The organism is Synechococcus sp. MVIR-18-1, assembly GCF_014279835.1.
Lineage (GTDB): Bacteria > Cyanobacteriota > Cyanobacteriia > PCC-6307 > Cyanobiaceae > Synechococcus_C.
Genome location: NZ_CP047942.1, coordinates 1,672,193 through 1,691,369 on the forward strand (window position 1 = coordinate 1,672,193; position 19,177 = coordinate 1,691,369).

At 55.3% G+C, this 19,177-nt stretch carries 22 protein-coding genes; 7 read left to right on the forward strand and 15 right to left on the reverse strand.

The window, feature by feature from the left end; genetic code table 11:
• Positions 1 to 72 precede the first annotated feature (72 nt).
• Both SynMVIR181_RS08980 and psaM read right to left on the reverse strand, forming a co-directional pair.
• Positions 73 to 507 carry a hypothetical protein gene (locus SynMVIR181_RS08980; protein WP_370593840.1) on the reverse strand — a complete coding sequence of 145 codons (435 nt, stop codon included), beginning with the start codon at positions 505 to 507 and terminating at the stop codon, positions 73 to 75.
• Positions 508 to 521: 14 nt separating this feature from the next.
• Positions 522 to 626, reverse strand: coding sequence for a photosystem I reaction center subunit XII (gene psaM, locus SynMVIR181_RS08985; protein ID WP_071778033.1), 105 nt, complete (start codon positions 624 to 626; stop codon positions 522 to 524).
• Positions 627 to 705: 79 nt separating this feature from the next.
• On the opposite strand from psaM, the gene SynMVIR181_RS08990 reads away from it, so the two are divergent.
• Complete coding sequence (locus SynMVIR181_RS08990) at positions 706 to 1,197, forward strand: CRR6 family NdhI maturation factor (protein ID WP_186588999.1); 492 nt, start codon at positions 706 to 708, stop codon at positions 1,195 to 1,197.
• 60 nt (positions 1,198 to 1,257) lie between these two features.
• On the opposite strand, the gene SynMVIR181_RS08995 is transcribed toward SynMVIR181_RS08990, so the two are convergent.
• A complete protein-coding gene (locus SynMVIR181_RS08995; protein ID WP_186589000.1) occupies positions 1,258 to 2,025 on the reverse strand; it encodes a sulfite exporter TauE/SafE family protein in 768 nt (255 codons plus the stop codon).
• Positions 2,026 to 2,032: 7 nt separating this feature from the next.
• Here SynMVIR181_RS08995 and SynMVIR181_RS09000 point away from each other — a divergent pair, with 7 nt between their 5' ends.
• Positions 2,033 to 2,869: a lipoate--protein ligase family protein gene (locus tag SynMVIR181_RS09000; protein WP_186589001.1), complete on the forward strand. Its 837-nt coding sequence runs from the start codon at positions 2,033 to 2,035 to the stop codon at positions 2,867 to 2,869.
• Here the strand turns inward: SynMVIR181_RS09000 and SynMVIR181_RS09005 are convergent.
• The gene (locus SynMVIR181_RS09005; RefSeq protein ID WP_186589002.1) at positions 2,779 to 4,044 is read right to left on the reverse strand and encodes a site-2 protease family protein; all 1,266 of its coding nucleotides are present in this window, start codon (positions 4,042 to 4,044) and stop codon (positions 2,779 to 2,781) included. The genes SynMVIR181_RS09000 and SynMVIR181_RS09005 overlap by 91 nt on opposite strands.
• A gap of 74 nt (positions 4,045 to 4,118) precedes the next feature.
• On the opposite strand from SynMVIR181_RS09005, the gene SynMVIR181_RS09010 reads away from it, so the two are divergent.
• Together SynMVIR181_RS09010 and SynMVIR181_RS09015 are read left to right on the forward strand one after the other, a co-directional pair.
• Positions 4,119 to 4,802, forward strand: coding sequence for a phosphoribosylanthranilate isomerase (locus tag SynMVIR181_RS09010; RefSeq protein ID WP_186590590.1), 684 nt, complete (start codon positions 4,119 to 4,121; stop codon positions 4,800 to 4,802).
• Complete coding sequence (locus SynMVIR181_RS09015) at positions 4,777 to 5,325, forward strand: hypothetical protein (protein ID WP_255444231.1); 549 nt, start codon at positions 4,777 to 4,779, stop codon at positions 5,323 to 5,325. The genes SynMVIR181_RS09010 and SynMVIR181_RS09015 overlap by 26 nt, the downstream gene beginning before the upstream one ends.
• A gap of 43 nt (positions 5,326 to 5,368) precedes the next feature.
• On the opposite strand, the gene folE is transcribed toward SynMVIR181_RS09015, so the two are convergent.
• The 6 genes from folE to SynMVIR181_RS09045 all read right to left on the reverse strand — a co-directional run bounded on the left by folE (position 5,369) and on the right by SynMVIR181_RS09045 (position 10,715).
• Positions 5,369 to 6,112 carry a GTP cyclohydrolase I gene (folE, locus tag SynMVIR181_RS09020; RefSeq protein ID WP_186589003.1) on the reverse strand — a complete coding sequence of 248 codons (744 nt, stop codon included), beginning with the start codon at positions 6,110 to 6,112 and terminating at the stop codon, positions 5,369 to 5,371.
• 12 nt (positions 6,113 to 6,124) lie between these two features.
• Entirely contained in the window at positions 6,125 to 6,832 is a 708-nt protein-coding gene (locus tag SynMVIR181_RS09025; RefSeq protein ID WP_186589004.1) for an SDR family oxidoreductase, read from the reverse strand.
• Positions 6,833 to 6,856: 24 nt separating this feature from the next.
• A complete protein-coding gene (locus SynMVIR181_RS09030) occupies positions 6,857 to 7,846 on the reverse strand; it encodes an acetyl-CoA carboxylase carboxyltransferase subunit alpha (RefSeq protein WP_186523433.1) in 990 nt (329 codons plus the stop codon).
• Positions 7,847 to 7,866: 20 nt separating this feature from the next.
• Entirely contained in the window at positions 7,867 to 8,910 is a 1,044-nt protein-coding gene (locus tag SynMVIR181_RS09035) for a long-chain acyl-[acyl-carrier-protein] reductase (protein ID WP_186590592.1), read from the reverse strand.
• 159 nt (positions 8,911 to 9,069) lie between these two features.
• Complete coding sequence (locus SynMVIR181_RS09040; protein ID WP_186589005.1) at positions 9,070 to 9,798, reverse strand: aldehyde oxygenase (deformylating); 729 nt, start codon at positions 9,796 to 9,798, stop codon at positions 9,070 to 9,072.
• Between the two features lie 71 nt (positions 9,799 to 9,869).
• Positions 9,870 to 10,715 (reverse strand): creatininase family protein, encoded by an 846-nt coding sequence (locus tag SynMVIR181_RS09045; protein WP_186589006.1) that lies wholly within the window; start codon positions 10,713 to 10,715, stop codon positions 9,870 to 9,872.
• Positions 10,716 to 10,771: 56 nt separating this feature from the next.
• On the opposite strand from SynMVIR181_RS09045, the gene SynMVIR181_RS09050 reads away from it, so the two are divergent.
• From SynMVIR181_RS09050 to pgeF, 3 genes are read left to right on the forward strand one after another with little or no spacing between them, the layout of a single operon-like run.
• A complete protein-coding gene (locus SynMVIR181_RS09050) occupies positions 10,772 to 12,058 on the forward strand; it encodes a S1 RNA-binding domain-containing protein (protein WP_186523437.1) in 1,287 nt (428 codons plus the stop codon).
• The gene (locus SynMVIR181_RS09055; protein WP_186589007.1) at positions 12,055 to 12,969 is read left to right on the forward strand and encodes a Tab2 family RNA-binding protein; all 915 of its coding nucleotides are present in this window, start codon (positions 12,055 to 12,057) and stop codon (positions 12,967 to 12,969) included. The genes SynMVIR181_RS09050 and SynMVIR181_RS09055 overlap by 4 nt, the downstream gene beginning before the upstream one ends.
• Positions 12,966 to 13,784 carry a peptidoglycan editing factor PgeF gene (gene pgeF, locus SynMVIR181_RS09060; RefSeq protein ID WP_186589008.1) on the forward strand — a complete coding sequence of 273 codons (819 nt, stop codon included), beginning with the start codon at positions 12,966 to 12,968 and terminating at the stop codon, positions 13,782 to 13,784. Before SynMVIR181_RS09055 ends, pgeF begins: the two co-directional genes overlap by 4 nt.
• Here the strand turns inward: pgeF and SynMVIR181_RS09065 are convergent.
• From SynMVIR181_RS09065 to ilvB, 5 genes are read right to left on the reverse strand one after another with little or no spacing between them, the layout of a single operon-like run.
• Positions 13,776 to 15,443, reverse strand: coding sequence for an NAD(P)/FAD-dependent oxidoreductase (locus tag SynMVIR181_RS09065; RefSeq protein WP_186589009.1), 1,668 nt, complete (start codon positions 15,441 to 15,443; stop codon positions 13,776 to 13,778). The genes pgeF and SynMVIR181_RS09065 overlap by 9 nt on opposite strands.
• Before the next feature lie 5 nt (positions 15,444 to 15,448).
• Positions 15,449 to 16,681 carry an ABC transporter substrate-binding protein gene (locus SynMVIR181_RS09070; protein WP_186589010.1) on the reverse strand — a complete coding sequence of 411 codons (1,233 nt, stop codon included), beginning with the start codon at positions 16,679 to 16,681 and terminating at the stop codon, positions 15,449 to 15,451.
• 48 nt (positions 16,682 to 16,729) lie between these two features.
• Complete coding sequence (locus SynMVIR181_RS09075) at positions 16,730 to 16,948, reverse strand: GIVxVP protein (protein WP_186589011.1); 219 nt, start codon at positions 16,946 to 16,948, stop codon at positions 16,730 to 16,732.
• Position 16,949: 1 nt separating this feature from the next.
• Positions 16,950 to 17,378 carry a thermonuclease gene (locus SynMVIR181_RS09080; protein ID WP_186589012.1) on the reverse strand — a complete coding sequence of 143 codons (429 nt, stop codon included), beginning with the start codon at positions 17,376 to 17,378 and terminating at the stop codon, positions 16,950 to 16,952.
• Positions 17,375 to 19,156 (reverse strand): biosynthetic-type acetolactate synthase large subunit, encoded by a 1,782-nt coding sequence (gene ilvB, locus SynMVIR181_RS09085; RefSeq protein ID WP_186589013.1) that lies wholly within the window; start codon positions 19,154 to 19,156, stop codon positions 17,375 to 17,377. The genes SynMVIR181_RS09080 and ilvB overlap by 4 nt, the downstream gene beginning before the upstream one ends.
• Positions 19,157 to 19,177 lie beyond the last annotated feature (21 nt).

Consider the following 19,177-nt stretch of genomic DNA (forward strand, 5'->3'; position numbering starts at 1 on the left):
ATCTGCCTTTATCTGATTCCAGTTTGACCTTTCAAGCGTTGCTGCGAAGACATCGCATAAAACCAAAAGTTCTCAGCGCCAAATAATGCGAAGACGGTTTGGAGCAATCCATTGATCCTGTTCATCCATCAGGCGATCTCTTCCACCGAGAGTGAACAAACGATCAAAACGTTGCTGTAAGCCACGAAGCTTGTTGGTCTCCACAGCCACAACAGCAGCAAGCTCTCCATGGCGGTCTAAGCGCTCCTGGTAAGCCATCGAAAGCCTGACAAGACTGACGCCACCAAGACTAATCAGACCGATTTTCACAGCCAATGCAAGGCCGCTGCACAGCATGTCTCTGCGATCACCCTGATTTTGAATCAGGGCAGCACGGGTCACAGCATCAACCGGTTCCTTAGCGGAGCGATCAGATGACCTGGGTCGTTGTCGTGTTGGCGATGGAGCTGCCTTAGCCATGTCCGCTTTTAACGCAGCGGACAAAGACTGCAAGAGGCCGTCGCTCAATCACGACGTCAGTTTCACGCCCGATACAAGCTCACACAAAGGCGCACAGCCAACACTCCGGCATGGGCAGCCACCACCAAAGCGATGAAAATTTCAGTTTGAGTAATAGAACTGACCATGACGGATTCATAACGCCCCACCATTCTTTCTCCTCAACCCCTCTCCAAGCCATCATTCGCAAAGGCCTGTCACACCCCCATGGATGTCCAAAGTCAAATGCAACCCGTTGTTATCGATGCCGTTGCCATTCAGACGCTTGATCTCAAGGCGCTGAACCCATGGATGGCGCGCTCGATCACAGACCTTCTCAGCGATGGAGCCGGGTTAGAGCTCCAGTACAACTGGCCACGGGATGCCAATGACCCCAGAGAGCTCAGTGAATGTCCGGAGCCCCGTCTTTGGGCCCTAAGGGCAGATGCTGTTCACCCCTGGCTCCCTCTCGTATTGGAACGATCTGGCGGAAGCCTGATCCAACACGTGGCGATGGTGGTTCCCCACGACTTCAGTCCGAGTGAAGGGATTCGCTTCGACCCTCAGGCTCTGGAGATCTGGATCACCCACCGGTTCATGCTGCTCGATCACCTGGGACAACACCTTCCTCAATCTCAGCGGGGGAACTTGCTTCAAATGGCCGCCACCATTGGCTATGAGGTGGATGCAGCGTTCTGGACTCTCCTTGATCAACGCTGATGGAGATCACACCGTGGATGGTGATCTGGTTGCCTCACCGTTGCCCATCAATCAACGAATTCAACCGATGAGCGCAAGCTGAAAGGCTCTCCGAGCACTATCAAAGGCCAACAGGATGGCCAACCCACGCAGCATCCAGGCCAGCCGATCAGCCCTCACGTCATCCAAACGCGATGCGCTCCACTGCGCCCCCACTGCAGCCACTCCACCCAGAATCAGGCCCAGCGTGGGTTGCCCTCTCCCTTCAGAAAGAAACTGAAGAGACGCCGCTGCGGTGGAACAGGCCACTGCCACCGTGCTGAATCGGATCGCGAGTCGAATCGGGACGGCCAACCCCCGCACCATCACGGGCACCATCACGAGGCCGCCGCCTAAGCCCAACATTCCACCGGCAAATCCTGCCAAGCCACCCACGGCGGTCAGTCCTGGCAACGAAAACGTCTGATCCGTATCTGACCCCGAATCATTGGAGCGTGACTGAATCGTGCAAGCCAAAAACAGATAGAGAAGCGCTTGAAGCGCTAACAAATGCCAGCCAGCAACCAAGCGCCCCAAACGACTGAAGATCAACGCCGTCACAAAAGCGGCGATACCAATGGCCAATCCAGCCTGAGCAGGCACAGTTCGAGCGCGAAGGTGCGCTGCCGTGCCGCTGAGCGCCGTTGGCACAATGGCAAAGGTGCTGGTCGCCAGAGCCTGATGCGGGGTTAACCCCATCCAGAGCAACAAAGGGGCAAAAATCAAACCACCTCCAATCCCCAGCAGTCCGGCCAATCCCCCGGCAAGCAGTCCCAGAGGCACTACCAGCAGCCAATCCAAAATCTCCATTCCGGCCATGTCGATACCTGCATCCTGCCGGTCTGAGTTCGGAACCCACGGCCGACTGATCCCAGCTGTCGCCGGCCAAGGTCCAGACCATATGGCCTTTGACGCCCTGTTGCTGGAACAGTGCCAAACCACAAACAACCCTGGCCCCGTGCTCCGCTTTTATCTCTGGGAAGGGTCCTGGTTGTCACTCGGGCGCCACCAGACACCACGGTCGAATCAATGGCTCGATCTGGTAAGCAATGGACGCTTGAAAATGGTCCGACGCCCTAGCGGTGGTGGGGCTGTTTTGCATGGCGGCGGCCTGACCTACGCCCTGATCTGGCCGCATCCACCCCGACAGCGGCGCGAAGCGTATCGCAGGGTGAACGCCTGGATCTCCTCTGGATTAGCGCGACTCGGCCTTGAGCTTCATCCAGGGGATGATCCAGCCCTCGCTGGAAGCCAAAATTGCTTCGCCAGCGCCACCACGGCAGATCTCGTGGATCCTTTGGGGCATAAACGCATTGGCAGTGCCCAGTTTTGGCAAAGGGGCCACCTCCTGCAGCACGGTGAAATCCCCTTGGCGCCGTCCCAACAGCTTTGGGAAGACGTCTTTGGAGCAGCTCCACCTTGCTGGCAGCCCACAGCACCGTCTGCTGCCCGTGTTGAAGCAGCTCTTACCGAGGCGATTGCGGAGCTCTGGCCAGAACTCAGCTGGTGCGTGACGCCAATAAGCGGCAGGGAACAGCAGCTCGTAACGGAACGGGCTGCTGATTATGAGGTCAACGATTCAGCGGTCTCATCCAACAATCCCGAGGCACGCATCGATGTCACCGCCTGGAGAAGCGGCAAGCCGAAGGGATAGTCGTTTCGACGCCTAGAGGCTTCGAGAAGGGGAGCCGGCAATTTGAGGGACAACCCCTTCAAAACCGCTTCGCCCACATCACTGCGATCGAGAGTTCCGGAGGGCAGACCAGCAGCACCAGTCACAAGCAATCGTCCATGCTCACTTTGCTCGAGTGCGAGAACGGCTTTCCAGAGTGGATCTGACTCTTGAAGAGAGGGAAGTTCAGCCAGCGGTCGCATGTGCTCCCCCACGGTCTGTCGATCCCAGTACTGAACGGAGAGGTCTTTGAGTGGCTGATCAGTGACGTATCCGAGCCAGCGCCCAGACCGGCAAACAAGCACCCAGTCGGGCAGGAGATCCGTCTCAGACTCAGCTCCTCTCAGACGCATTTGGCTCAGGCTGCGCAAGCTCTGATCGGCTTCCAACACCCGAAAACGCTTGGAGGACGCAGGGCCAACCGTCAGGCGCATCAAAAGTTGCTGCAACGCCAAGGTCTGGGTTTGTGAACGAGAGGCTCCCATTCCGAACCAGCCCAGCATCACAAGCCAAAGAGCCGTGAACCCACCACCACGAAGGAAGAGATAGACGCCCAGCATGATCGCGGTCAGCGAGAGAAGCCGCCCAGTGGCCGTTGCCACCTGAATCCCGCGGCGTTGGCTACCAGTGAATTGCCAAACCAAGGCTTTGAGAATCAAGCCTCCATCGAGGGGCAGTCCGGGCAGAAGGTTGAATAAAGCCAGAACCAAATTGAGATAGCCAAGTCTTTCAACAAGATTGCCCAGCAAGGGATTCGCATGACCCGCAGCATGCTGACTTGCCAGAAGAAAGCCAGCCAGCAGAAAGCTGACAGCTGGTCCTGCCGCGGCCACCCGAAACGATCCCATCGGCGTGGAGCATTCCCTCTCCACGCGAGCCACACCACCGAGCAGAAAAAGAGTGATGCTGACAACCTTGACGCCTTCTCTAAGCGCAACCAGAGAATGGCCGAGTTCGTGCAACAGCACCGAAACGAACAGTAGAAGGGCAGTGGCCAAACCCAACAACCAGCTCAAACCGGGGGAACCAGATGCACCCGGCAGAAGAGCTGCGTCTTGCTGAAAAACCAGGGTGAACAACACCAAAATGATGAACCAGCTGGGGTGGACCCTTAGCGGAATGCCGCGAATCCGCATCAGCTGCCAGCCATCGCCCATGGGCTCCTCCGTTGGGCACTGCCGTGGCCCGATCGCCCAATCCTAGAAAGGAACCACTCGAGCTCCTCGATCGAATGTCCGAAGCGGCTCTCGCTCTGAAAATCTGTGGGCTCACCGACCGCTCTCAAGCCTGTTCCATCGCTGCTATGGGAGTGCAAGCGATCGGCGTGATCGGCGTGGACAAAACACCCCGTTTCGCCGCGGAGCCGCTCCGACGTGCCATCTTTGCGGAATTGAAAAAGCGGCATCCGGACGTCGAGCGCGTCTGGGTTGTCGCGGATCCCTCCGATCAAGCCATCCAAAGCGCACTTCAAGGCGATGGGGCACCAACGATCGTTCAACTGCATGGATCGGAAACGCCAGAGCGCTGCCTTCAGCTGAAGCAGCAGCATCCATCAGTGCGCTGGTGGAAAGCCCTGAGACTGCGCACAGAACAAGATTTGAGTGAACTGAGCTCCTTTGAATCCCACAGTGATGCCCTGTTACTCGATGCCTGGAGCCCTGATCAACTTGGCGGCACAGGCCATCGCCTGGACCCAAGCTGGTTTACCCACTTGCATGACCAGCTCAAACCCAACACCGTTTGGTGGTTAGCTGGAGGAATCAGCGCTGAATGGGTCCCTGAACTTCTCAGGCTCGTTTTGCCCTACGGACTCGATGCCTCAAGCCGTCTTGAAGTGAAACCAGGAGTGAAAGACCTCAACAAAGTGCGCGCTCTTGTTCAAACCGTTCATGACAACAGACGACTTCGGCAATAAGTTGCGGTCAATTCAACCCATTTCCATGGCCTATCGGGCTGCAGCATCTGTATTGCTTCTCTCATGGATCAGCCTTTTACCTGCAGCAACGCAAGCGCAGGGAATGCTTCCGGGTTGTCGCCTGGAAGGCGGAAGCTTGCAATGCGTGCCTGGGTTAACGGCAGATCCAGAACAACAAATCAACGTTCTCAATCAAGAGATCTCAATAGATGTCCAGAGGGAAGGGAGGTTCACACAAACCATCCAAGGACTCAAGACATTTGTCTTGATCGGAGAGGCAAAGGAAGGAGAACTTCTTAAAGCAAAATTTGATCTCCAGGGAGAGAAAATCAACAGCGTTGATATTCACTGGTACCAACGCCAAGGGGATGGTCATTGGAAATTAGTGTCTAATCGCAGCGAAGAAAACTATCGAATCAGCCAAGCCGATCGTGGTGGATCAGTCATGGCTGTGATGGTTGTCACAACTAATGATGGAGACGTGAAGAGGGTGAGCAGCAACGTAATCGGTCCAATTCGATAACACCGTTTCAATCGTGCTGATCACCGTCAACTCAGCTTATAAATCAGGTGCTGAGCATTGCTTCTTGGTGGCGAACCAACTCAAAGAATTCTTGCTTAAGGCTGGGATCATGACGGAAATCACCACGAACCACTGAGTTCACCATGCTGGTTTGTGGTTCTTTGACACCTCTCCATTTCATGCAGTAATGCTGAGCCTTGATGATGATGCCCAGACCCTGGGGAGCACACAGCCGCTCAATTTCGTCGGCAAGGATCATCACTGCCTCTTCCTGGATATGAGGCCTAGAGAACACCCAATCAGCCACACGGGTGAACTTTGAAAGACCAATCACACGCTCACCGGGCTTGATCCCGATCCAGCAATTCCCCATGATTGGAACGAGGTGGTGGGAACAAGCAGAGCGAACGCTTATGGGGCCAACGGTATAAATTTCGTCGAGTTGCTTGACGTTTGGAAAACTCGCAACTTTGGGTTGATGGTTGTAGCGACCCTTAAACACCTCACGGAGATACATCCGCGCCACACGCTCTGCCGTTTCAGCAGTGTTGTGATCGTTGTCGATGTCAATGACAAGGCTGCGCAGAAGCTCCCTGACTCGATCAGCAACCTCGTGCTCGAGCTCATCGAGCTCACCGGTTTCGATGAAGGCCGCAACGTTGTCATTCGCCAAGAAAGAAATACCCTGATCAACGAGGCGTTGGCGGATTCTCTGTGAAACGGGTTGGACTCCAGCATTAAGTGAAGTCAAAGTCCCGTCTGAGATAGCAGGAATAGTAGAAGTCATGTCAGGGGTGTTTTAAAAGGCACCAGTAGCTGGCATCAAAGTGAGGTCTTCAACAATTTGCGTGGAAGGCTGTTGCGCTAGATGAAGAAGCGTAACAGCAACTTGTTCTGCTGGAAGCATGGCACGGCGGTCGAACGTGCTCTGGACGGTTGGCGAATCCCAAAGTGGCGTATCAACAGCACCGAGGGTGAGCGTGCAGGCACGGATGCTGTGCACCCTTTCTTCTTCAGCGAGACAGCGCGTAAAGCTGGCTAAGGCTGCCTTCACCGTGCAGTAAGCACCCCAATTCGGGAAAGCATTTCGGGCCGCATGACTGCTGATGTTGATCACCAGTCCGCCTGCAGGGCGCATGGCAGGAACCACCTCAGCGCACATTTGAAACACACTGGTGAGATTGAGCTGCATCAACCAATTCCAGCGGTCCAAGGGCATCTCAAGCAACCCTCCTGTCCATGCAGCACCTGCGTTGTTGATCAATACAGATGGTGTAAGCCCCTGACTCAGCAATGTTTTGACCCCAGGAGCAATCTCCTCAGGCTTGGTGAGATCAACGGCTCCGTAAACGATGCGTTGACCTGTCGATGCCAATTCAGTCGCCAGAGATTGGAGAGAGGCTTCGCTGCGTGACAAGAGAATCAAATCCCAGCCAGCTTCAGCAAAAGCGAAAGCAGCACTGCGGCCAATGCCGCGCGATGCTCCGGTAATTAGTACAGAGGGCAACGAGCCTCAGCGATCACGTCGATCCTAAGAAGCTGGATCGGCATTCGACGAGCTCGGATCAATGAAACGGCCCATCGCCCGAAACTTTCCGTAGCGCTGATCCCGCAATTCTTCGGGCGGAAGTGCCAAAAGCTCAGACAGATTCCGTTCGAGAGCTTCCCGCAGGGTTGCTCCCGCCTCAAGGGGGGCCCAATTGTTTCCACCTGATGGTTCCGCAAGCACCTCGTCAACCACACCAAGGCTGAGTAAGTCTTTGCCAGTAATTCGCAATGCCGCAGCCGCTTCCGGTGCTTTGGCTGCATCGCGCCAAAGGATCGAGGCGCAGGCCTCTGGACTCGCCACCGTATAAACGCTGTGTTCAAACATCAGCAGCCGGTCAGCAACACCAATTCCAAGTGCACCGCCAGATCCGCCTTCGCCAATCACCGTGGCAATAATTGGCACTCTCAGGCGGAACATCTCGCGGAGGTTGACAGCGATCGCTTCACCCTGCCCCTGCTCTTCGGCCAGCAAGCCGGCATAAGCACCAGGAGTATCGATAAAAGTAAGAATCGGCAGACCAAAACGATCGGCATGCTCCATCAATCGCAGGGCCTTGCGATATCCACCTGGGGTTGCCATCCCAAAGTTACGAGCCACGTTTTCCTTGGTATCACGCCCCTTTTGATGGCCCAAAACCACCACCGAGCGTTCACCTAAGCGACCGAGGCCACCCACCAAAGCCTGATCGTCGCTCCCACGACGATCACCATGAAGCTCAATCCAGTCATCGCAGAACATCTGAATAAAATCCAGAGTGCTCGGACGATGAGGATGGCGAGCTACCTGAATTTTCTGCGCAGGAGTCAGATTTTGAAAAATCTCTTCGCGTCTGCGAGCAGCAAGAGTTTCCAGCTGAAGCAACTGCTGGCTTACATCGACTTCTGAGTCCCTAGCTAACTGGCGGATCTGCTCAATCTGCTGTTCAAGCTCAATCAGGGGCTTTTCAAACTCAAGCAGGGGGCGACGTGCCATGAAAACCGAATCTGTGAACGTCAGGCAGCGGCAGCCTGAAGCTGCCCCTGAAGATTGAGGGTCTTGAAACCATGCCGCATCGAGGCAGCACCAATGAAATCCATTTTTTCAAGGGTGATGTTGTTCCTACCCCAGCTGAAGTTGGTATGACAAGCCTCAAACTCCAAAAGAATCGCCTCAGCAAAGCAAGCAAACATCTGACGTTGGGGCTTCTCCATCTCAGCAATTTCCATCATCGTCCAGCCGATATCTGATCCAAATTCGACAATGCCTCCCTTTAAGACGTGAACACCACCTTCACCTGCAACCCGCGAATCAAGATTTTTGGGGTAGCCGCCATCGATCATCAAGCAGGGTTTTTGCAAGCGATCCGCATCAATTTCCAAGGTGCGGGGCATGCTTGCCACCCAAACCACAACATCAGCCTCTGGAAGCGCTTCATCCAAGCTGAGGATGCGGCCGCCACCCAATTCCTCGCGTAGATCGGTAAGTGGCTGCTGCTGACGCGCGACCATAAGCAGCTCTTTAATTCCGGTGCGTTGCGTTAACCACCGACAAACTGCACTACCAATATCTCCTGTTGCTCCCACCACAGCAACCCGAGCCTTACTGAGGTCAATACCAAGCAAAGGAGCATTGATTTCAACCTGTCGACTGATGACCCATGCCGTATGGGTGTTTCCAGTCGTAAACCGCTCCCATTCCAGCGTGGTACTGCGAATCGTTTGATGCTTTAGAAGGTTGAAGTTCTCGAAAATAATCGAGGTAAACCCCCCCAGAGCCGTGATGTTGATGCCTTTCTTTTGAGCCAACTCCATGGCGTTCAGCACCTTGCGCCTCGCTGTTTTAAAGCGGCTCAGCATCTCTGGCACAAAGCAGGAATCGATATAGGCCCCTTCGATCGTTTTGCCTGTCAGGCTCGTGACTTCAAGATGCTCTACCAACTGAGGCGGTGCACTGCACCAAACATCTAGATCACCCTCGGCGATGTGATCGAAACCCAGCTCCAAAGCCTTACGCCTAGCAGCTTCAAAACTGGTGGAATGTCCGATCAGACCAAACATGTGCTGCCGACGGTCGTACTTAAAAGTAGAAATCTGAACCGCATCAACCGAATCAGGCGATGGATTTCGCATCCACCTAAGCACGGGTCGGGTTCAGGGTGAACGGACAGGGTGGAAATTGACGCCTGTCAAACCCGACACCATTGGAGGTGAGCGCAGCTAGATCGCCAGTGCGGCTGCTGCCATGCGAGCAATGTCGCGGGAGCTAAACCCAATCTCGTTCAAAGCTTCCTGATAGGCAATCAGAAAATCTTCGATCAGATCTTCTTTTTCCATGTGCAGAACAGAAGCATCAGCAGCCACCTGCTCAAGCATCGAACGGATCAGCGGAAGATTCACTTTGTTCGCTTCCATCAACTCATCGCGGCTTGACTCGAAATTGGCTTTCAACCACTCTTGGCCGTAGTTGAGGTGGGTGTACTCATCCTTGACAACTCCTTCAGTGATTTTGCGGGCGAAGGGGTCTGCGACAGGGATATAAATGTGGTAAGCGGAGATAGCAAAGGCCTCAATCAACAGGGCCTGAATTAGCAGACAGCTGACCACCTTCCCCTCTTTCAGAGCAGATTGGAAATTTCCATGCAGGGGAGCAAAAAACTCGTGGGCGAAGGGCATGTCAGCCACAACGTCAAGGTTTTTTGCACAGGCGGTGAAGCCCTTCATGTGCTTCATTTCCATCTTCGCCAGCTTGGCGAGTTCCTCGGCCTGATCTGGGATCAGCGTGCCTAGGGACAGGTAGTTGTCATGTGCTTCCTGCTCACCTTCGATCACGATGGCATTGATGCGGCTGTAAGCATCCTTATAAGCATCCGTCGTGAAATCAGGTAGCTCTGCCAAACCCTGCTGATCGTCGAGCACAGCTACTGCTGTGGAGTCAAGGGTTGACATGATTCGCTTCCGGTTATCAGCAATGTTGACGACTGTAACCAGGGTTCACCTCAACGGACGTGCTTTAAGGGTCAGTTGCTAACCGCAACAGGTTGAGAAGGGGGCCATTCACTAGCCAACAAACTGCCAAAAAGGTTCAGCCAATGGCTCACCAGGCAGCGTTCCAACGCTTCACCGCATTCGGCACTTGCGGCGCGTGAATCACCGATCACACCACTAGTACTCAAGTCAGTCGTTAACCAAGCCGTAGGAGCCGCTCCTTCAAGACTCCAACCAGGCGGAGGAGTAGCGAGAGAGGAGGGCTGGCGATGGTCACCGTCAACAGGCCTTGCATCACCCACCAACTCCGGCTCAAGCGCGAGCATCAAACTTGTCTCAGCCTGAGCGGCATGCAATCCGCCCCGTAACTCATCCCCAGGAATCAACGCATCCAAACCGGGAACACCACTCCACAAGAAGCAGGGAAGAATCGCCATCGACGGCGATTGAACACGCAGTTCCCTAGCTGCAGCCTGCAGCAATCCGATTTGCCCACCATGGGCGTTGAACAACACCAAGCGCTTCACCCCTTGGGCACACAACTGCGTTCCCACCTCGATAATGAGCTGGGTTAACAATCCAGAGGTCAGGCTCAAGGTTCCAGGAAAACCTGAATGTTCTGGAGAGAACCCGATGGATTGTGAGGGAAGACTCCAAATCGGGGCGTGGGGCGCGAGCTGTGACAACACAGTGTCCAAAATCTGCTCAGCAAACAGAGCGTCTGTGGCAAGAGGGAGATGGGGGCCATGTTGTTCAAACGCTCCCATCGGCCAAACCACCGTTGAACGGGATTGCTGCAAGGCCTTCTCCGCCTCAGGCCAACTCAACCTGTCCAGGCGACGTGTCGCTGAAAGACCCAAGTGAGCTTGTGCAGTCATGAGCCGACATGCCTCCCATTTCCTGCCAGACTGGCTGATCGAGGATATTGAGACCCATGGCGGGATCAGAAAGCCAACATTCCATAGACAGCAAAGGGCAAAGCCCGGCAGCGCAGCCGCCTCGCAAGCCGTTGCAGGTGATGCATATCAGCCGCAAAGACGAACAGGACCGCCTCCATCGTGAGGCGGAAGAAGCACGGGCGGCCGCAGATGTGGCGATGGCACGGGCTGTTGAGTTAGAGCAGGCTGCACAAAGAGCTCAGAACACAACGGCTAGACCTCCAACCGCCCCAACCACGACGGCCAAGCCATCAGCGGTTGATGACGACGCTCGTTTTGGGACCGATGAGCTCAGTGGCATGAGCATGGCCGACCTACTCGGCCCATCCGACGCGAATGGAAAAGCTTCGAAGTCCAAGCCAAGTCCTGCCAAAACCTCAAGTCGAAGCGTCGACGACTTCGACTTTGACGAAGGTGCTTTTCTCGCCGCCCTCGATGCCAACGAACCGGTGGGCACCACAGGGGAAGTAGTGACTGGAACAGTGATCGCGATGGAAAGCGATGGTGTTTACGTCGACATCGGCGGCAAGGCCCCAGGCTTTATGCCCAAAAACGAATGTGGTCTGGGAGTGATCACCAACCTGAAGGAGAGATTCCCTAAGGGCCTCGAGATTGAAGTCTTGGTGACGCGTGAGCAAAATGCTGATGGGATGGTCACCATCAGCTGCCGCGCCCTCGCCTTACGTCAGAGCTGGGACAAGGTCAAACAGCTTGAGAAAGAGGGCAGGGTCGCTCAAGTCAAAGTCACCGGTTTTAACCGCGGTGGTGTGACTTGCGATTTAGAAGGATTACGAGGCTTTATCCCCCGTTCCCAATTGCAGGACGGTGAAAACCATGAAGCCTTAGTTGGCAAAACCTTGGGTGTGGCTTTCCTCGAGGTCAATTCTGAAACGCGAAAATTGGTCCTTTCTGAGAAGAGAGCAGCCACTGCCGCTCGGTTCTCAGAACTAGAAATTGGACAACTGGTTGAAGGCCATGTGGCGGCCATCAAGCCCTACGGACTTTTCGTAGATCTCGGAGGGATCAGCGGGCTTCTCCATCAATCCTCCATTACCGGAGGCAGCATGCGGTCAATGCGTGAAATCTTTGATCAAGGCGATGCGGTGAAAGCTTTAATTACGGACTTGGATCCAGGTCGCGGGCGAATCGCTCTCAATACCGCAATGCTTGAAGGACAGCCTGGTGAATTACTTGTTGATAAAGACAAAGTGATGGCAGAAGCGACCGATCGAGCCAATAGAGCTCGTAACGTCCTGAAGCAACAGGAACAATCAGCTGGATGATCTCCGCCGAACAGACCCAGAACGATGCAAGTGAACGTTCAAGCGGGACTTTTTCAGGCGACTGGGAACTCGATTTCTATTCCAGACCCATCCTCGAACCTGATGGCAAAAAACGTTGGGAGCTGCTGATCATCAGCTCCCCCTGCGAAGGAACGACCGCCAGTTTTCGTTTCGAAAAACGTTGCCCAGCCGGCAGCGTGAACTCCACCTGGTTAACCAGCGCTCTTTCGGAAGCGATTGCAGCTGCTCAACACCAAGGCTGGTCCGCACCCCGAAAGCTGCGTTCGTGGAGAAGCTCGATGCGCACCATGATTCAGAGGGCTGCGTCTGAACTGGGTCTCGAGATGGTGCCAAGCCGTCGCACCTACTCCCTATTCGATTGGATCGCTGAGCGCGAAGAAGATCTTTACCCCAACCAAGAGGGCTATATGGCAGGACCTCTTGCTCCCCCGCCAGTACCCATCAGCACGCCGCCTCGTCCCCTACCCGAATCTGTTCGTGGTGATGCCTGGAATTGGGCCGAACTCCCAGCTTCAGCCTTACGTGAAGCCGCCGGATGGCCCATCGGATTCCGAGGACTGCTGCCAGTTCCCACCACAATTCAGGATGACCAAGTCATCCCAGGATTGCGCCTTTTCAGCAAAACCAGGGGATTAGCCCTGGCTGGTCTCCTCGGTGGGATTGAACCTGTGCGCCTCAGAGTGAGCGGCACCCAACTTCTCCTGGAGGCTGGTCAGGATGACTGCTGGCTTGTAAGCGATCTCAGCGCCGAGGAAGCCACCCATGTTTCAGGACTGATGACACAAACGTCTGAGCGCGCTGACGGGTTGCAGTTCATCGCTGTTCAAACCTCACCGGAAGCTGAGCGTTTTGAAGGGTTTTGGATGTTGCGGGATCAAGCAGAACCATGACCGCTGCTGCCGATCCGTTCCGCCAGCCCGACAATCTGTTCAACACTCTTGAGCATTGGACATGGGTGGGCTGCTACGGCGGTTATTACCTCACCTCGGACGCGATGCAGACCGCAGGGTTCGAGCATGGCTTTTTCACCCGTCTTTGGCAAAACCGCGGGCCTGATGCCTTAGCGGCCTATCTATCTGCGGGAGTGAGTGTCCACCGCCCCCAACAAGTTCACGGCAACCGAGTTCTCGATGCTGGAGAAGCGATCGGTTCTCCCTGGCCTGATGCCGACGGTTTAGTCAGCGACCGTGGTGGGCAAAGTCTCTGGGTTTGCGGTGCCGATTGCACCCCCGTTCTTTTTGCAGACCCCACCAGCGGCAACGTTGCTGCTTGTCATGCGGGCTGGAGAGGGGTCGCCAGCGGCATTCTGCCTGCAGCAATACGGCGTTTAGCCACGCTAGGAGCGAAACCAGACCAACTCATTGTGGCCCTAGGTCCAGCAGTTAGTGGGGTGAATTATCAGGTGGAAACCGACGTAGCGGAGCAGGTAGGACAAGCTCTCCATTCAGATCGATCGTTAGATCTCAGCGAACTGGAGGCCCTGGGCATCCTTTTGCCCGATCCAGCCCCCAACAAGTGTCGCCTCGATATTCGTCTTGCCGCCCTTGAACAGCTGCAATGCTGCGGCATACCAGAGCAACAGATCAATCTCTGCCCTCTCTGCACCGTTTCAGAGCCAAGTCTGTTCCACTCCTGGCGTCGCGATCAGGTAAGAGCAGTGCAATGGAGTGGAATCGTTGGTCAAGCGGCGGACTCCTCAGCGTGAGGAACCCAGCCGCAAGCCCACGGCCTCTGCGACTCGTATCCCATCAATCGCCGCAGACAGGATCCCCCCCGCATAGCCGGCCCCTTCGCCAGCAGGCGTAAGACCCACCGTATTGATCGACTCGAAATGTTCGTCACGAGGAATACGCAGCGGTGACGATGTGCGCGTTTCCACTGCTGTTAGTAACGCATCGGGATGGTCATACCCCTTGATGCGACGAGCAAAACGAGGCAAAGCCTCTTGCAATGCTGCCACCATTGGGGGTGGCAGCAGGCTGCGTAAATCACTTGGTGACACACCAGGTTGGTAAGAAGCGCCGATTGCACCAAGTTCCGTTGTGGAACGTCCAGCCAAAAAGTCCTGGAGCCGCTGCACTGGAGCGCTGTAATCAGCCCCCCCGAGAACAAACGCTTTTTGTTCCAGCGCACGCTGGAAGGCAAGACCAGCCAAGGGATCCCCTGGCCAGGCGGCATAGGCCGCCAGGTCGTCCTCATCCACAGGAACAACCAATGCGGCGTTGGCATTGCGCTCATTTCGTGAATGCTGGCTCATGCCATTGGTGACGACCCGGCCCTTCTCCGAGGTTGCGCCAACCACCAGTCCGCCTGGACACATACAAAAGCTGTAAACACAACGGCCATTTTCAGCATGGTGAACGAGCTTGTATTCCGCCGCCCCAAGGAGTGGATGTCCTGCGTTCAGCCCCCAGCGCGCTTCGTCGACCAAGGCCTGGGGATGTTCAATACGAAATCCGACCGCAAACGGCTTGGCTTCAAGAGCCACTCCAGCCTCCTGAAGCATCTGGAAGCTGTCCCGTGCTGAATGCCCTGGAGCAAACACCACCTGACGGCAACGCAATGAAGTCCCATCCGACAAGGACAGACCCACCACTTGCTGGGACTTACCTGAACCATGAGGTCCAGCGCAAGGTTTGAGCAAGATCTGATCAACCCTGCTGCCGAAACGAACCTCGCCACCGAGAGCCTCAATTTTGGCCCGCAGCCCCCTCACCACCGTGGCCAGTTTGAAGGTGCCGATATGGGGTCGGTGCTGCGTGAGAATCTCGCGATTTGCACCACAGGCCACCAGTTCTTCCAGGACTTTGCAGCCGTAATGATCAGGATCACTGACCTGGCTGTAGAGCTTCCCATCCGAAAATGTTCCTGCACCGCCCTCCCCAAACTGGGCATTGGATTCTGGATTGAACTCAGCTGTTCGACGCCAAAATCCAAACGTATCGGCCGTTCTTTGTTTCACGGGCTGTCCCCGTTCCAGCAACAACGGACGAAATCCCATCTGAGCCAGAAGGAGAGCAGCAAAATAACCACACGGACCAGCTCCGACCACCACAGGCCGCTGCTCGGAGTCCCAGACACTCCCTTCCGGAGCCTGGGCGACATATTTGTAGTGGGTGTCTGGGGTCGGACGAATTCTTCGATCGCCGTGTCTTCGCCGCAACAGCGCTGCTTCTCCATCCAGTGCTACATCCACGGAATAAATCAGCTGAATGCGATCGCGACGACGGGCATCAACACTCCGCTTCACCAACTGACAACGAAGCAGACGCGCCGGTGGAATCTTCAGGCAACGCAGAACCGCTTGCTCCAGATCATCAGGACCGTGATCCAAAGGAAGTCGGAGTTCACTAAGACGCAACACCGGCTTTAAAGACCCCTGCCACGGTTAGACCCCGACTGCGGAGCAATCACCCGGGTAGTCGCCTGTCCCGACGGAATCTGTCCTGGTCTCAACGCCAGATCACTGGCGGCTCCCTCTAAAAGAACAGCCTTGCCTTGCTGACGAAGGGCAATCGCCTGACATAAAGGCTGCACCTCGGCATCCGGATCAAGCCAACCGATGGGGTCACGGAGCCCTTCCGATGACATAGGCGCGGGGGCGAGCGTAGCCAAAGCCACAACACGGGCAGCATCAAAACCAGAGGCCGCCAACAGATCAGGAGCCTGCCCCCAGCGCTGCTGGTAAGACGTCGCGAATGAAGACCAACCGGGACCGTGCGCCTGTTGATCAGGACTCAATTGTGTCCAAGGTCTTTGAGAGACAGCATCAAGACGGGTCACGGGCAACAGCCAAATCCTGGCCGGTGACGCAAGCGAAGCTCCCATCAGCCGACCGTCGTTCTGTGCTTGATCCAACAGCCTCGCCAACTGTCCAGAAGGATCAGCGGCCAGAGCAATGGCAGCAGGACGTTTCCAAGCCACGTCTTGAATCAATTGATTCACAGCGGACGGATCGCCTGCGTTGACCTGCTGCACCAAAGACTTCTCATAGGATTCGACCTTGCCCCCTAATTGCTCGAAAGCCTCCGTATAGGTCACTGCCATGCCTGCAGCGCGGTCAGCCGGATCGGCAACCACCATGATTCTTCGCCATCCCTGCGCAAGCGTATCGATTGCCAGTTGATCGATTTCAGACTGTTGGGAAGGGCTCAAAGGATGCAGCAATCCCTGCGGATCAAGCGGCACCAATTGATTTAAAGACGCACCGCGTTGATACGGAAGGATCACATTGATCTGGTGGTCCTGGGCCAGTCGAGAAAAACGAGAGAGTTCCGTTGCAAAAGGTGCGATCACCACAGAACGCGTTGAACCAAGAAATGGAGCCGGGTCGTCATCGAGACCAATCGTGCGCCACTCCACATCCGCGGGGGAACTTCCACACTCTCGAACCTGCTCTTCCCCGAGAGCAAAACCTTGCCGAAACACAGCATGCGCAGGCATCAACCCGTCTGACAAGAGCGCAAGCACGGGGGCTCTTTCCTGCGTGCTTGCAGCGAGGGCTTGGCATCCCAGCAGACTTGCCACCACGATTAAGCCTTGACCAATGCTGAAACGCTTCCAAAAGTTCCCTAATTTTGAATCAGAAGCACGGTCACTCATGGGGGCCTCAGTTGGAGGGGTCATGAGAGAACCGCTCTTTGTCAAAACCTAGGTAGATGGATCGGTTTCGTCCTCTTTTGTCTCAGGATTTGTCGATGGGATTAACAGGGCCAGCAAACCTGCAGCCAACAACAACCCGCCCAGTCCTAGGGCGAGGGATTGATTCTCTCCTGGCACATCGCCCCAAACCGCCGTACTAAAAAAAGCAGCTGATAGAAGCAAACAGGGCACCATCACAATGCCGGCAGCGAAGCGATTTTTTCCCATCTCAGCTTGCGTTGCAACTTTGCGTAGCCAAGCCGTTGGTGACCAGTGAAAGGCCAAGATCCTGATCGGCATCTAGAGGGGTAACGCGGGCAATCAAAACACCGTCTTCATTTCCCTCTGGACGAAGGTTCACCCGTTTGCGTCGAGGCACTGCTTTCTTTAAAAGATCAACAGCAGCCTCTTCATTGGCGGGATCAACTGCAACACAAGCCAAACGAACGCTGTAATTGCGATTGCGATCTCCAATTTGAAGAAGAGTGGACGAACGCACTTGCAAGACTTCTGCTGCCACAGATGGCAATGGTGAAGCCAGCATCACGACCAACAGAATTAAAAAACTGGAGCCAAGACGGATCAGAGCTGCTCTTCGCAAACGGGGCAGCAATGGGGATTGCTGGCTGTGACGGTGAAGCAGTCCGGGCATGATCATCTGGAATCCTGGGCCAACTCAGGATGGGAGGGGAGACCCACCATCTGCGCATTGCTGGCGCCTGGTGGCACCATCGGGTAACAATTTTCCCCACGTCTGACGTGGACATCAATCAGGGTCGGACGTGGTGATGCAAACGCTTCACTGAGCTTGGTATGAAGATCATCTCGTTCGGTGATCTTGACGCCATCAACGCCAAAAGCCCTTGCTAATGCACTGAAGTCAGGCATGCCGTTGAGCATGTCGGATGCTGAATATCGCTCCTCGTAAAAGCTTTCCTGCCACTGCCGAACCATTCCCTGCCAGTGATTATTCACAATCACAACTTTCACAGGAAGTGAATACTGAGCCAAGGTTCCAAGTTCCTGAATATTCATCAGGATGCTTGCATCACCAGCAATGCAAACCACTTTCTGATCCGGGAACGCCACCTGAGCCCCGAGAGCGGCTGGCATTCCAAATCCCATGGTTCCCAATCCAGCGCTGCTGATCCAACAACGCGGCCCGTTACGCAAGTACTGAGCAGCCCACATCTGATGTTGGCCTACATCTGTCGTGATGATGGCGTCACTGGCCAGATCACGGACAGCCAAAAGCACTTCTTGCGGAAAAATCGCTCCTTCCTTGGCAGGGATGGTGAGTGGGTAAAGCGTCTTCCAAGTCTTGATTTGTTCCAGCCAAGACGAGGTCTTCAACTCGGCGGAATGCGGTCGACTCTGATCAACAAGTTGAGCAAGGCTTAAACCCAAATCACCCAGCACAACCACATCGGGACGTCGGTTTTTACCAACCTCCGCAGGATCAATCTCAAAATGAATAACCTTGGCCTTGGGAGCAAACGTGTCGAGCTTGCCCGTCACGCGGTCGTCAAAACGAGCCCCAACTGCGATCAACAGATCGCAGTCTGTAACTGCAAAGTTGGCATACGCAGTTCCATGCATCCCCAACATGCCTAAGGCGAGTGAATGATTCTCGTCAAAAGCTCCCTTCCCCATCAACGTGGTGGTCACAGGGATCTGGAAGCGCTCAGCCAAGACTTGGAGGCTGTCATGGGCACCTGCGCTGACCGCACCACCCCCCACATAAAAGAGGGGACGACTCGACTCACGAATCAAGGCAAGCGCATCGGTAACCGCATCAACCGCAGGATGAGCCGGCTGCCTGAACCCAGGCGGATGGATCGATCCTGGTTGAACTGGGATGTAATCAAATTCTTCTTGACCTACATCTTTGGGGATATCGATCAATACAGGGCCAGGACGTCCTGAAGAAGCGATCAGGAACGCTTGAGCGACCACGGAAGCGAGATCCGCTGGGTCACGAACCACCCAGGAGTGCTTCACGATTGGCAACGTAATGCCAAAAATATCTGTTTCCTGAAACGCATCAGTGCCGATCGCAGGCCTAGGGACTTGGCCTGTGATGACCACCATTGGAACGGAGTCCATTTGGGCCGTAGCAATGCCCGTGACCAGATTGGTGGCACCAGGGCCAGACGTTCCAAAACAGACGCCAACCCGACCAGTGGCACGGGCATAGGCATCAGCGGCATGGGTGCCACCCTGCTCATGACGCACCAAAATGTGCTTTAGCCAGCCTTCGCTTTCGGCGATGTGCAGAGCGTCATAGATCGGCAGGATCGCACCGCCGGGGTAGCCAAAAATGGTGTCGACGCCATGGAGCCTGAGGGCATTCATCAGGGCGTGGGCGCCGGTGATACGGCGTTGACCGTTCCAATCCAACGCATCCGCGGCCGTGGGAACGGATGTCAGGGTCACGGCTGCCTCATAAGGATCTGA

Excerpts from the sequence above, each read along its gene's own strand:
- psaM (WP_071778033.1), bottom strand. The coding sequence starts at position 626 with ATGGTCAGTTCTATTACTCAAACTGAAATTTTCATCGCTTTGGTGGTG.
- SynMVIR181_RS08990 (WP_186588999.1), top strand. The coding sequence starts at position 706 with ATGGATGTCCAAAGTCAAATGCAACCCGTTGTTATCGATGCCGTTGCC.
- SynMVIR181_RS08995 (WP_186589000.1), bottom strand. The coding sequence starts at position 2,025 with ATGGAGATTTTGGATTGGCTGCTGGTAGTGCCTCTGGGACTGCTTGCC.
- SynMVIR181_RS09000 (WP_186589001.1), top strand. The coding sequence starts at position 2,033 with ATGTCGATACCTGCATCCTGCCGGTCTGAGTTCGGAACCCACGGCCGA.
- SynMVIR181_RS09005 (WP_186589002.1), bottom strand. The coding sequence starts at position 4,044 with ATGGGCGATGGCTGGCAGCTGATGCGGATTCGCGGCATTCCGCTAAGG.
- SynMVIR181_RS09010 (WP_186590590.1), top strand. The coding sequence starts at position 4,119 with ATGTCCGAAGCGGCTCTCGCTCTGAAAATCTGTGGGCTCACCGACCGC.
- SynMVIR181_RS09015 (WP_255444231.1), top strand. The coding sequence starts at position 4,777 with ATGACAACAGACGACTTCGGCAATAAGTTGCGGTCAATTCAACCCATT.
- folE (WP_186589003.1), bottom strand. The coding sequence starts at position 6,112 with ATGACTTCTACTATTCCTGCTATCTCAGACGGGACTTTGACTTCACTT.
- SynMVIR181_RS09030 (WP_186523433.1), bottom strand. The coding sequence starts at position 7,846 with ATGGCACGTCGCCCCCTGCTTGAGTTTGAAAAGCCCCTGATTGAGCTT.
- SynMVIR181_RS09035 (WP_186590592.1), bottom strand. The coding sequence starts at position 8,910 with ATGTTTGGTCTGATCGGACATTCCACCAGTTTTGAAGCTGCTAGGCGT.
- SynMVIR181_RS09040 (WP_186589005.1), bottom strand. The coding sequence starts at position 9,798 with ATGTCAACCCTTGACTCCACAGCAGTAGCTGTGCTCGACGATCAGCAG.
- SynMVIR181_RS09045 (WP_186589006.1), bottom strand. The coding sequence starts at position 10,715 with ATGACTGCACAAGCTCACTTGGGTCTTTCAGCGACACGTCGCCTGGAC.
- SynMVIR181_RS09050 (WP_186523437.1), top strand. The coding sequence starts at position 10,772 with ATGGCGGGATCAGAAAGCCAACATTCCATAGACAGCAAAGGGCAAAGC.
- SynMVIR181_RS09055 (WP_186589007.1), top strand. The coding sequence starts at position 12,055 with ATGATCTCCGCCGAACAGACCCAGAACGATGCAAGTGAACGTTCAAGC.
- pgeF (WP_186589008.1), top strand. The coding sequence starts at position 12,966 with ATGACCGCTGCTGCCGATCCGTTCCGCCAGCCCGACAATCTGTTCAAC.
- SynMVIR181_RS09070 (WP_186589010.1), bottom strand. The coding sequence starts at position 16,681 with ATGAGTGACCGTGCTTCTGATTCAAAATTAGGGAACTTTTGGAAGCGT.
- SynMVIR181_RS09075 (WP_186589011.1), bottom strand. The coding sequence starts at position 16,948 with ATGGGAAAAAATCGCTTCGCTGCCGGCATTGTGATGGTGCCCTGTTTG.
- SynMVIR181_RS09080 (WP_186589012.1), bottom strand. The coding sequence starts at position 17,378 with ATGATCATGCCCGGACTGCTTCACCGTCACAGCCAGCAATCCCCATTG.